Source organism: Streptomyces sp. NPDC086989 (genome assembly GCF_044745505.1).
GTDB lineage: Bacteria > Actinomycetota > Actinomycetes > Streptomycetales > Streptomycetaceae > Streptomyces.
Map to the genome: position 1 here is coordinate 38,919 of NZ_JBIVAL010000027.1, position 11,834 is coordinate 50,752.

Annotated in this window: 7 protein-coding genes; 4 read left to right on the forward strand and 3 right to left on the reverse strand. The window is 66.6% G+C overall.

The genetic code is table 11. The annotated features are described in order from the left end of the window. The first annotated feature begins 92 nt into the window (after positions 1–92). From ACIPK4_RS37345 to tpg, 3 genes are all read left to right on the forward strand, one after another. Entirely contained in the window at positions 93–389 is a 297-nt protein-coding gene (locus ACIPK4_RS37345) for a hypothetical protein (protein WP_402321681.1), read from the forward strand. A gap of 250 nt (positions 390–639) precedes the next feature. Then, positions 640–5,697, forward strand: coding sequence for a telomere-associated protein Tap (gene tap, locus ACIPK4_RS37350; RefSeq protein ID WP_402321685.1), 5,058 nt, complete (start codon positions 640–642; stop codon positions 5,695–5,697). Positions 5,698–5,702: 5 nt separating this feature from the next. Next, the gene (gene tpg / locus ACIPK4_RS37355) at positions 5,703–6,293 is read left to right on the forward strand and encodes a telomere-protecting terminal protein Tpg (protein WP_402321688.1); all 591 of its coding nucleotides are present in this window, start codon (positions 5,703–5,705) and stop codon (positions 6,291–6,293) included. 60 nt (positions 6,294–6,353) lie between these two features. On the opposite strand, the gene ACIPK4_RS37360 is transcribed toward tpg, so the two are convergent. Then, positions 6,354–6,926 carry a hypothetical protein gene (locus tag ACIPK4_RS37360; RefSeq protein ID WP_402321691.1) on the reverse strand — a complete coding sequence of 191 codons (573 nt, stop codon included), beginning with the start codon at positions 6,924–6,926 and terminating at the stop codon, positions 6,354–6,356. A gap of 184 nt (positions 6,927–7,110) precedes the next feature. Beyond that, the gene (locus ACIPK4_RS37365) at positions 7,111–7,923 is read right to left on the reverse strand and encodes a hypothetical protein (RefSeq protein WP_402321693.1); all 813 of its coding nucleotides are present in this window, start codon (positions 7,921–7,923) and stop codon (positions 7,111–7,113) included. 558 nt (positions 7,924–8,481) lie between these two features. Here ACIPK4_RS37365 and ACIPK4_RS37370 point away from each other — a divergent pair. Further along, positions 8,482–9,639 carry a GIY-YIG nuclease family protein gene (locus ACIPK4_RS37370; protein WP_402321696.1) on the forward strand — a complete coding sequence of 386 codons (1,158 nt, stop codon included), beginning with the start codon at positions 8,482–8,484 and terminating at the stop codon, positions 9,637–9,639. 385 nt (positions 9,640–10,024) lie between these two features. Here the strand turns inward: ACIPK4_RS37370 and ACIPK4_RS37375 are convergent, their stop codons facing one another. Continuing rightward, positions 10,025–10,885 (reverse strand): DUF4062 domain-containing protein, encoded by an 861-nt coding sequence (locus tag ACIPK4_RS37375; RefSeq protein ID WP_402321699.1) that lies wholly within the window; start codon positions 10,883–10,885, stop codon positions 10,025–10,027. Between the last annotated feature and the right edge of the window lie 949 nt (positions 10,886–11,834).

Below are 11,834 nucleotides of genomic sequence, written 5' to 3' on the forward strand. Positions count from 1 at the left end.
GCTGGTGTGGTGTAGCTTGACGTCTGATGATTTTTCTCATGAAGGATGGGGAGAGACTCATGAGCTCATCTCACCGTGGCCCGGATCAGCGGATGGGGGTCACTGCTGCGGAGATCGCGCGGATGTCCGGCGCCGTCACACGGCCGACGGCTGCCTCCATTGCGGCGAGAGCGGGCGTACCCGGACACGACGTCCGGCGTGGGATCTCCCCGGACAACGGCCGGCGGATGGCGATCGCGCTGTCGGTCGGCCTGCTGAGCGAGCGTTCGGCGCGTGCTCTGGCCGAGGACCCGCAGGCGTTCCTGAACGCGACGTACGACTTGCAGGACCTGGTGCGGGAGATCATGCGCGCCCGGAACGAGGAGTCCGGAGTGATAGCGGTCGCCTGACCCCAAACACGACAAAGGCCCGGTTCCCCCTCGCAAGGTTCTCCGGGCCCTCATCTACTCACAAGCATCGCGACCTGTTCCCGACCGGGGTTATCAAGCCCGGAAGGCGGTCTTATCAACCGCTGCTGGTTCAGGAAGCGATGCCCTCGCTAGTTGAGAGGGTACCCATGGCTTCGGCCATCCACTACACCAGCAGTTCAAATGTCCGGAATGTCACTCCGTCCGTGTCGATCTACGACGGCGGTGACCAGTGACCTCTCCCACCACCCAGACCTCCGCGCAGGGCTCCCACGACCGTGTGAGCCTGCAGCGGTTCCTCGCCGCGCTTGAGGCCCACGACTGCAACCCGCGCCCCCGTGGGGACGGCCTGGACGCCCTGTGCCCCGTGCACGACGTGAACAGCCCCTCGCTCTCCGCCGACTGGAAGCCGCCGACCCACGACAAGGCCGGCCGCGTCGTCTTCGAGTGCAAGGCAGGCTGCGACCGCGCCGACGTCATCGCCGCTCTCGGGCTGAAGTGGGCAGACCTGTACGACGGGCTGTCTCCGGAGGCCCAGGCCAAGAGTGGTGCCCGGGGCACCTCCCTCCCGCGTCGGCGTACGGCCCCCGAGGCCGCGATTGAGCCTGCGCAGGACCGTACGCCGGGCAAGGACGTGGCGAAGGCTCGCAAGGCCACCCAGGCCCGCCTCAAGAAGGCCCTGGCCGGGCACACCCACGCCTTTGCCGAGACCACCCATACCTACACCGACGTCGACGGTGTGATCCTGGCCCGGGTCCACCGCCACAAGTGCACGGACGCGGCCTGCCCGGACAAAAAGAAGGGCCGCCGCTTCGCCACCTCCTACCCGGACGGCAAGAACCCCTACCCGGGCCGCAAGCTCGGAGACTGGCTCGGCCTCTACAACCTCCCCCTCGTCGCCGCCGCCATCGCCGACGGCCGCACCATCCACGTCACCGAGGGCGAAGGCGACGCAGACGCCGTCATCGCGGCCGGGGGAGTGGGCACCTCGCACTCCAACGGCGCCGGCTCCTGGTCCAGCCAGCACACCGAGCAGCTCCGCGGCGCGCACGTCGTGGTCGTCGCCGACAACGACCTCGTCGGCTACCGCCACGCCGCCCAGGTCGCAGACGAGCTCGACGGCGTCGCCGCCTCCGTCCGCGTCGTGCGCGCGGCCGTCGATACGGACGGCGCGGACGCCACCGACCACCTCCAGGCCGGTCACACCCTCGACGAGCTCGAGGACGTCGACGCCCTCACGCTGGAAGGCGCGCTCGCCGAACCCGCAGCCCCGGCCGCGGCGCCCGCCCCGGAGAAGCCCCCGGCCAAGAAGGCGGAGCCCAAGGAGAAGACCGGCCCGAAGCGGCGTGGTCCCAAGCCCGCCGAGATCGAGCCGGCCAACCCCCTCGCGATGTCGACCGGCCAGTGGCGGTACTCCCTGGGCGACGGCAGCGACGAGTTCGACCGCGGCGTCTACCGCCTCACCACCGTCCGCGACCCCCGCACCGGCGAACGCGTCGAGGTCTGGGAGTTCTCCTCCGTCCTGCCCTACGTGCTGGAGCAGCTGGTGGTCCGCGACGGTGCCGCCCGCCGCGCCCGCCACGACCTGCGCCTGACGATGTCCCTCGACGAGGGCGCCGAGATCGCCAAGTGCACGCCCGACCAGATCAAGACCGGCGAATGGGCACAAATGCTGAACGTGCCGCTGTCCGCCGACGACAAGGTGCAAAAGGCCGTCCAGACCGCCATCAACGAGATCGCCGTCACCTACGCCCCCGAGCAGGAAGCCGTCCCGCGCTGGGTCAACGAGGAAACCCTCGTCGTGCCCTCCGGAGACGTCGCCCCGCCCGGATACTTCGTCGAGATCCTCAGCGAAGGCCGAGCCCGCACCAACTGGCAGAAGTTGCTCACCCTCGCCGCCGAAGAGGGCAACGAGCGCCTGGCCCTGATGCTCGGCGCCGCGCTGGGCGGCATCTACCTCAGCCCGCTGGAGCGCCAGGGCTTCTGGGTGCTGGCGGTCGGCGGAGCACGCCAGGGCAAGACCACCGGCATGGACGCGGGCGCCGCGATCTTCGGCAACCCCAAGTACGTCGTCACCGGGTGGAGCGTCAGCCCGATCGGACTGATGGAAAGCCTGGGCGCCCTCGGCATCGTCACCGCCTTCCGCGACGAGCTGGGAGCCTCCGGACTCTCCGGCCCCAAGCTGGAGCAGACCATCTTCACCACCACCGACGGCGCCAAGCGCACCATCGGCCTGCGCGGCGGAGGCTCCCGCACCACCGCCGGATGGGAATCGGTCCTCTTCGCCACCGGCAACGTCTCGGTCACCGGCCGCATCACCAACGAAGGCATCGCCGCCCGCGTCGTGGAAATCCCCACCCCCATCGTCAAGGACGGCCAGACCGCCAAGCGCGTCAAGCAGCTCAGCTACCGCGCCTACGGCTGGCCCCTACGCTGGCTCCTGGCCGACCTGCGCCTGAACGACTTCCGCGACGCCGTCGCCAAGGCGGAAGACGAGCTGGGCAGCGGCGTCGACGGCGTAGCCTCCACCCTCGGCGAGCACCTGGCCCTCGCGGTCGCCGGCGCCGAACGCCTGGAAGAGATGCTGGACGTCACCGGCCTGCGCGACGCCGCCCTCCGCGCGGCCCGGGAGCGCCTTGGCACGCTGACCATGGAGCTGGAGGAGCGCGGCGGCAACCCGGCCGACCGCCTCCTGGCCGCCGTCGTCCAGGCCGTCTCCTCCCGGCCGGGCGCCTTCCCCGACTTCGCGCTCTACAAGGCGTACATCCAGGGCGGCGAGAACGCCCCCCAGCTCGCCTCGCGCGAACTCGAAGGCTTCTACCTCGCCCCCCAGCACGTCGCGGTGTTCTCCAACGGCATCAAGGCCATCGCCGCCGACGCGAACATCGAAGACGCACTCCTGGGCCTGCGCGACCTCCGAGACGACGGCCGCCTCATCACGAACAACCAGCTCCGCAACAAGGTCCGCACCGGCCGTACGACCGTCGACACCTACACCTTCGTCCTCCCCACCGGCGACGAAGACTCCACCCCGGGCACCGAAGGGGGAGGCGGCGAGGGTCCCGGCGACGACAGCGGCACGCCGCAGGGCGACAGCCCTGTCCAGGACACCATCACCGAGGAGCCCGAAGCCGGCGCTGCCCCGCAGCCCGAGCCCGCTCCGGCCAGCCCCCCGCCCGCGGACGAGGAGGCGACCCGCATGGCTGTGCAGATGGACGACGTTCCCGGTGGCACCTGCGTGCGCTGCGGACACCACACCACCCACCAGAGCAACGGCGCCTGGGCGCACATGGAGATCCCGGGCGTCATGCGCTGCGACGTCGGCTACCTCGACCCCGCCATGCAGCACCTCAACGCCCAGGCGTTCCCCCACCTTGCCCAGCAGCCCGCAGCCGCACCCGCGGCGCCGGTGATGCCGTTGATCCCGGCCCAGGCCGCACAGCCCGGGCCCACCGCGCCCCGTACCTCTTCCCCGCGTCCCGCCACCGAGGACAGTCCGGCCGTACCTCGTCGCCGAGCCCAGGCCCCTGCCCCCGAGACGGACCCCGCGTATCCGAACGGGCCGCTGGCCGTCCTCGACGTCACCGACGACGGCCGGGTCCTCGCGCACCTCTCCGACGGCCGCACCCTCGACGTCCCGGCTCGCAGCCTCAAGACGCTCATTCCTTGGGCCCTCGAAGCCGGCCTCGGACAGCGCCGCCTGCACAAGTGGGGCACCGACGGCGACCCTCTGCTGATCCTCACGCCTGCCGCCACCAAGAAGTACGGCCTGCCCCCACAGCTGGAGGACCGCAGCAACCTGCGCCTCCCGGACACGGACAAGGTCATCAAGGACCTGACCAAGGCGGGCTGGTCGCTCACCCGCCGCGGCTTCGGTCCCTGGGCCCGCATCTACAAGCCCGTCCACGATGGCGTCCGGCGGTGCGTCCAGCTCGGCATCGTTCCCTGGGGCGCCCTGGGAGCCATGTCCGGCTGGTACATGGACGACGACACCCCGCCGGCCCAGATCGCCCGCACCCTGGGCACCTACGCGCAGCGCGTCATCTCCCCGCGAGGCACCATGGCCTCCTCCGGGATCGAGCTGATGCTCCAGCTGCGCCCGCAGACCCGGCCCGTCCGGGTGGAGGTCCGAGATGAGCAGACTGGTGCAGTCAGCGAGGTGTTCAAGCCGGGCCCGCTTGAGGGATCGCTGACCAAGGCGCGCAGGCCCGCCCCCTGCGAGGCCCCCGACGAGCACCCCGTGGTCCACGAGCACTTTGGCACCAGCCGTCCGGAGGAGGAGGTGATGCGCGAGGAAGCGTGGAACTGGCACCGCGACGTCACCGACGACGAGCGGACCTTTACCAGCTGCGTCGGCATCGACACCAACACCTCCTTCCTCTCCGGCTCCTCCCGGCTCCTGGTCGGCGACAGCGACCCCATCCACCGCATCCGCCCCGCCTTCGACCCGAAGATCCCCGGAGCCTGGAAGGTCGACTTCTCCCACGCTCACACCGAGCTCGCCACCCGCCTCAAGCCCGGCCAGGTCAACCCGCTCGACCCCCGCCTGCCCTCGCCGTTCACCCCGAACGGCCAACCGCCCGCTGGCCCCCGCTGGTACACCACCCAGACCTGCGACTACGCCCGCAAGCTCGGCCTCACCGTCGAACCGATCGAGGCATGGCTGCGCGAGCCCCTGGCCGCTGGATGGCTGGACCCGTGGAACGAACGCCTCTCCTTCGCTTACAAGACCACCATGGCCCGCCTCGGCATCACCGAGGACATGGCCGCCGAAGAGTTCCTGGCCGCCATGGCCCGCCTCGACGAAGGCGACGGCGACCCCGTCGAGCGCACCGTCCTCAAGGCCATCAAGCAGTCGGTCAAAAGCGGCATCGGCAAGCTCCGCACCACCCCGGCCCGCTACCCCGGCTACAAGGACGGCGAGCCCTGGCCCGACCTGGAGCAGACCTGGTGGCGCCCCGACATCCGCGCCTCGGTCATCGCCACCGCCCGCATCGTCCAGCACCGAAAGATCGTCAAGACGTTCCAACTGACCGGCCGGGCCCCCCTCGCCACGTACAGCGACTGCGTCATCTACCCGACCACCACCCGCTCCCCGCTGGAGACCATCCCGCGCGACAAGAGCGGCCAGCAGATCCCCGGGGCGTTCCGCCTGGGCGTCGCCCCGGGCTGGGCGAAGCTAGAAGGCGCCCGCTCCCTGGACTGGTACATCGAGACCCACACCGGCGGCGTGAACCCCGCCCGGTACATCGCGCCGCGTGACGGCGAGCGCATCGACGAAAGGGAGTGAGCACCATGGGCAAGATCTTCGACGGACTCCGCCGGGCTGTGCAGGACAAGCTCACCCCAGAGCAGCGCGCCATCCCCAAGACGGCCAAGGGACAGGCGGCCGCCCTGCTGCGAGAGGAGAAGAAGCAGCGCGGTGAGGCCGGCGCGGTCAAGAGGGTGGCCGCCCGCCTGGGCATCACGCCCGATTCCGTGTACCGCTACCTCAGCGGCAAGCGGAAGAACCCGCCCAAGCAGATCGCGCAGAGGCTGGAAGCCGAAGTCCGCGCCAGCTCCAAGCCCCGGCTGCAGAAGAAGGTCATCAAGGACGCCAAAGCCGTACCCGTGAAGCTCCGCACCCGCGCCGAGATCGGATACACCAACTCCTCCTCTGGCCGAAGCACCCCCGACGGACGGCTGCGGACCATCGCCCAGACCCTCCCGCCCCTCTACGCCACACCCCTGTGGCAGGCGCTCGAAGACGGAGACGAGCAGGAAGCCCACCGCATCATCCGCGAGTACCTCCAGAACGAGTACATCCGGGAGGCTGGCGGCGAGAACGCCTACACCGAGATCCAGCTGAACAACATCGACCTGATGGAGTTCGAGATCAATCCCTGAAGGAGGAAATGCGCGGCGGCCCCCGGATGCCTTCGAGGGCCGCCGCGTAGGCGAGCACTGTCAGGAGGTGCGCCACCCCTCCTCGAATTCCCTCTGCTCATCCAGGGTCACGCGCTTGCGGTCCGCATACACGACCCGCCACGAGGTCTCCTCCACATCACGCAGCCACCACTGACCGAGCTGCCAGACCGGGAAGCCGAAAAGCCCCTCCTGAAGCACCCCACCAATGACCTTGGCTGCAGCCGCCCGCCGCTCGCTGTCCATCTCTGCAAGAGCACTTATCAGGTGATGGGCCAGGCCGGCCCCGTCGCCCCGCAGCGCCCGCAGCACGTGGTGCCTCACGTTCCCCGGCATCCAGTACGCACTGCCGGACGACTGCCACAGCTCGAACCAGAAGTCGTGAGGTTCATCCGACGGCACAGGCAGAGAGCCCATCAGCGACACCAAATGCGCGGTCGCCGCGTACCCGTCGGAGTGGGCCATCGCGAGCATCACGACATCGGCGACCCTCTCCACACTCAGACGACCGGCCTCGAACTCTGGGGTCAGGTTCAAGTGGTGGTGCAGGTAGTCCCCCCAAGACGGTGGCTGATGTACTTCAGGAACCATCGCGTCCTCCTCGATGACTGGCACGGCGACCCTTGATCGTCCCAACCCCCTCCCCGCGTCGCAGCCACTTCCTCAGAGATGGCTGGGCGACGCCTCCACAAGACCGCACAGAGCCTCTCGAAAGAGGGGAACGCCGTCGCCGTATCTCAAAGGTGCTGAGCCTCCAGAAGACCTCAGGAGCTCGCCCTTGGGGGCCTGACGTCCGGCGTCATCCAAGGTCGATTGCCTCTCGCGCGCGCTCCAGGAACTCGACGTGCTCGTGGACGATCCGGTCCAGCTCGCAGCGCATCAACACGTCTGCTTCGTCGACCGGGCGATCGAACAACGGACGGAGTGTCTCGCCCATCAGTGGCATCAACGCCTCGGTACGAGCGTTGGAAGCACGGAGGGAATCCGTCAGCGGATGCAGACCGCTTGCCCACGCGACTGCGGTGGTGGGAGGCACTTCTGTCGCGACCAGTTCTTGGGCCTGCTCAAAGTGCTGCTGCAGCTGCTGAAAGATCTGCATGGGCTCGGAAAGCCTTTCGGTGTACCCCGTCATAGTCTCTACCGCGCTGACCAGCACAGGGTCCGCATCCAGCTCTGCCAAGAGCCCCCGCAGCATCCCGGATTGGTCCTGCAGCCCGCTGTACAGGTTGATCAAGGCAGGCATTGCGGCGCCCACCAAGGAGAAGAAGCGTTCAGGGTTGATCGGCTCGCCTGCCTGGATGGCGACAGCAAAAGCGCTGAACTCCACCAGCGGTTCCAGTGCCAGCACAGGGGTCAGCGCTTGCCGTGTTTCTTCGTCGGCGCCCTCCAGGGAGTGGCGAAGATCGAGCATCGCGCCTCGTGCCGCGTCAGGTTCGTTGAGGGACCGCAAGAACTGGATAGCGGCGCCGGCCGCCGAGGCACTTCGCAGCATCGTCTCGATCTCGGCTGGGTACTCAGGCAGACCCAACGGAGCGGCCAAGCGCGCGAACGCCCTGTCCAGGTCTTCCAGCGCTGCTTGCAGCTGTCGCTGGCCGGACTCGTCATGCTTCATCGCTGACAACTGGATGGACCGGGATACGTTGGCAGCATCGAACCGCAGAAGTTGGCCTGTGGCCGCCAGCGCAGCCCCATACACGCCCTCAGCGGCGGCTATTACCCCCTCAGGTCCATGCAGCGCCACTACCGCTCCCGCGCTGTGCAACGACCCCAGAGACCGCTTCAACGGCTCGTAGAGCGCGGGGTCCAGGCGCTTGCGTAACTCGATATCGCGACGCCGAGTGTGCGCGTATTCAGGCCGCCCGACCTCCTCCCATGACGACCTGAGCTCCTCAATGAACCTCGTCGTCACGTCGGAGTATGCCTGGGTCGCGTTGCGGCGCTCAGTACGCAACCACTGAGCGTGCTGGTCCGCGGCCTGCCTACGGGCAACAGCCCGGCCCACGGGGTAAGCGATCGCAGCCCCCAAGGCCGTGACCGGAAGCCCGATAAGAGCCACTACTACTTCAGTGTCCATCCCAGGATGCTCGCCGACCTGCCAAGCCACGTCCTGCGAACGCTGAACTTCGCCAGCGAACAACCGATGTCAGCAGCCGCTCGTAGAGTCATGGCCGTGACCTCCTCCACGCCGGAAGGCGATTCCTACGTGTACGTGATCGGCTCCGCCGGTTCGACCCGGGTCAAGATCGGCACGAGCATCATCCCCGAAAAGCGTCTCAAAGAGTTACAGACAGGCAACCCCGACCGCCTCGAGGTGCTGTGGCAGACGCCTGGCGGCCGGGACCTGGAAGCCCACCTGCATCAGGCCTTTGCTGCCTACCGTGCTGGAGGTGAGTGGTTCGATTTCGGCGACGAGCCACCACTCGGCCCCATCCCTACGGCCGTTTACCAACACAGCGGGACGAAGACAGCCAGGTCCCGCCCCGGTGCCGCGCCCAAACGGGCCGCCACGCGCTCCGAGCACCTGATCACACCGGAACGTCTAGCCGGCATCGTCAGAGACGTCGTGATTAACGTCATCCGCCCGGAGCCGCATGAAGCGAGTGAGGTCGCCAGACCAGAGCCCGAGCAGCAGGAAGACAACCAAGAAGAGCCACTGGTCAAGAAGCGGCGTACTGCAGGCGAGGACATGAACCGCCTGGTCGCGTTCCTGTACCAGGACGCCGCGGCCGGCGCTGCGCAGCGCATCATCTCCGGGAAGAGGGGACCGGACGCCCTCGGAGGCTGGCGCATCCTCGCCTGCGTGATTTTCTTAGCGATCATCTCCCTTCCCGTCAGTGCATTCCTCATGCTGCGGATCATTGCGCGAGACATCTGGCCTATTCGCAAGCTGCCCATTCTCTTCGGAGCGGGCTACTGGCTGTGGGGCCCGCTCGGGTTCGACAAGCTGATCCGAGACTTTGTTCTCTCCCGGCTCCCGATGGCAGAAATCGAGATTTTTGTCCGCACCTACTTCACGCAGGCCGCCGTCACCGGTTTCTATTTTCTGCTCTGCTGCTCCCCGGTAGCTTGCTTGATGGGGTACGCCATCCTGATCCAGGACCAAATGAAAGAACAGCGAGAAGAGGCCGAAGCGGAGGGAAATCTTAAGACAGCCCGCCACCAGGTTGCCCAACACCCCGCCACCGCTGAGGACGGAGATCTGCCGCCAGGTGGCAGGCGTGGGCTCCCCGCCCCCTCCCCTGTGGCCGCTCTCATTCAGTCGATCCCCCAGCAAGCTGCCGCTCCACGCACCGGCTCCAACCCGACTCTGCCGCCCGCTGATACCTAGCCGCGCGGGCCGGCTAGCCAGCCCTGCCTGTGCAACGCGCCCCGCGACCCGCACTACGTGAGCCGGGTGTTGCAGCTCCGACCTGCACATTCTTCGTCCGGCAGGCGTGACGGAGGCGTGTTGCAGGGCGCGTTGTGCTGAAGCGAACCCGCACTCCGCGCGCGGCCGGCCTCCGAAGCCTGGGGGAGTTGGGCAAGCCTGGCTTGCCTACCGGTGCTCGAACGGAACGCACACTGAAGCGCACGAAGAACGCGGTGCCGTGCGCCTCTGTCAGGCTCCGGCCTGGAAGCCGTCACGCCTTCTCCGAACTAACGCGACCTCGACTTGACCTGGTGAGAACGCCGTCGCGCGAGGAACTGCCGAGGGAGCCATCTGAGAGACGTTGTTAATAGAGCTGAAGAATGTCGACGGATTTGAAATGTTGGTCGAGCGCCTTCCAAAAGCATCTGACTTTAATAGATGGCGCCATCCCCATGGATCGCGGGAAGGTGAAGTGCACGGAGTCGCCCGGATGGATGCGCTCGGCAATGAGCGGTTCAAGAAATCCCGGCGGGGACCCATCGCCAATTGGCTCAACGAGGATTTCTACATCCTCGGCCAGGGTGCGCCCGCTATTCCTCAAGCCCAGACTTAGATTTCCAAGGATATTATCCGCGATATACGGTACGATGCGGGCCGGCCAGCCAGGACCCCCTTGCTCGGTGTCGTCAGGACTCAAATAGTCACCCACCTTTCTCTGAAGCTCCTGCTCCACATCTCTCGCTAGCGCAGATCGAGCTTTACTAGCCAAGTCTTCGGGTGACATGTACTCGCCGATGATGCCAGCGCTCTCGAGACGCGCGCGAAACCCCTGGAGGGCCGCGACTTGAGCCGGATCAACATTTCTTGGGAACGAACCAGCCGAAAAGAAGACATGCGTATACAGACCCCGCTCGATTCCCTTTTCAATTTCCTCTGCAGTTCCCGACAGGCCGTTACTCGTGGGCTTTCCGAGTCGATTCTTGAACATTGCGACAATAATGTCTGCACGGTCTACGAGTTCCCTATTGATGCTATCCTGTGCCGAACCCGAGCCCAGCTGAGGCGTTGCGTCAAGCTCCCAGCGCAGGGGCAGAAGGATGATTCCTTTGCTGAGGCAGTAGTCACTATTCCAACTGCGGATTGCCGCCTCGATGGCGTCTCGTTCATCTGAGGTGTCGCCAGGAGAGGCAACAAATACGGACATTACTTTGGCAAAGAAGGGCATCGAAATTTTCTCCTCGTACTGTCCCGGCTCCCTCATGATCCTGTGGACGCCAAGAGATCGGGGTGCGCCGCGCCGCTACTCCGAATCGAGATCAATACCCCGTCGAGCGGCCGCCAGGGGCGGCGCAGGAGGCTGCGCACCTTGCCGTCGGCGTCGTGGGGCCCGCGGCGAGGGGTGAGTAGAGCCTTGAAGTAGACCGCGGCCGGCTCGATCGGTCTGCCGAACGCGTCGAGGAGCTGCACGGGCTCCCACGGGCTTCGGTCTCCAGTAACTGACCTGTCTCGGGCAGCACAAAGTTCTTCAAGTCCCTTCCGGGACGCTATTCAGCGGGCATGGCGGGAAGCTAGCAGAAACCGTGGCTGACCTGCGAAAACACCTAAGCTAGTTCGGTCAACACACCACCGCGCCCGAAGCTGTTCCAGCTGTGACCGAGCGCTGGCGCGCCGCGGTGCCGCCAGCCAAGGACAACAGCCGCAGCCTCGCAGGGGGGACGACACTGGGAGCCCAGTTACCAATTAGGTCCTAGATTCAACGGAGTTCCTCCACGAGAACGTCAACGCAAGGGCAGTAGTGGGGTATTCAATAACTCCACTAGTGGGTAAGATGAAAAAACTAGAACCCAGTTGACGCTAATTCAAGTCACTGCAGGAATCGCCTTATTGGTTTTGATCGCGAAGAGATCAGAACCGCAGAATAGGTGCCAGAATAAACATTGGCCACCTGGTTTTAATTCCGCGAAGCGGAATTAGAAAGTCGAATCCGAATTCGGGAAGGCCGAAATTCCGGCAGGGTGAGGCACCTCCTTCCCGCGTCGTTGCGTCTGTTGTCCCTCAGCTGACCAGCGACTTTCTAGTTTGCAATCTAGCTTGCGCATGCGCTTTCTCGCGGGCCGCGGAGCGGCCCGCCTTCCCTGGGATGACGCGGAGCGTCACCCATCCCGCTCCGCGGG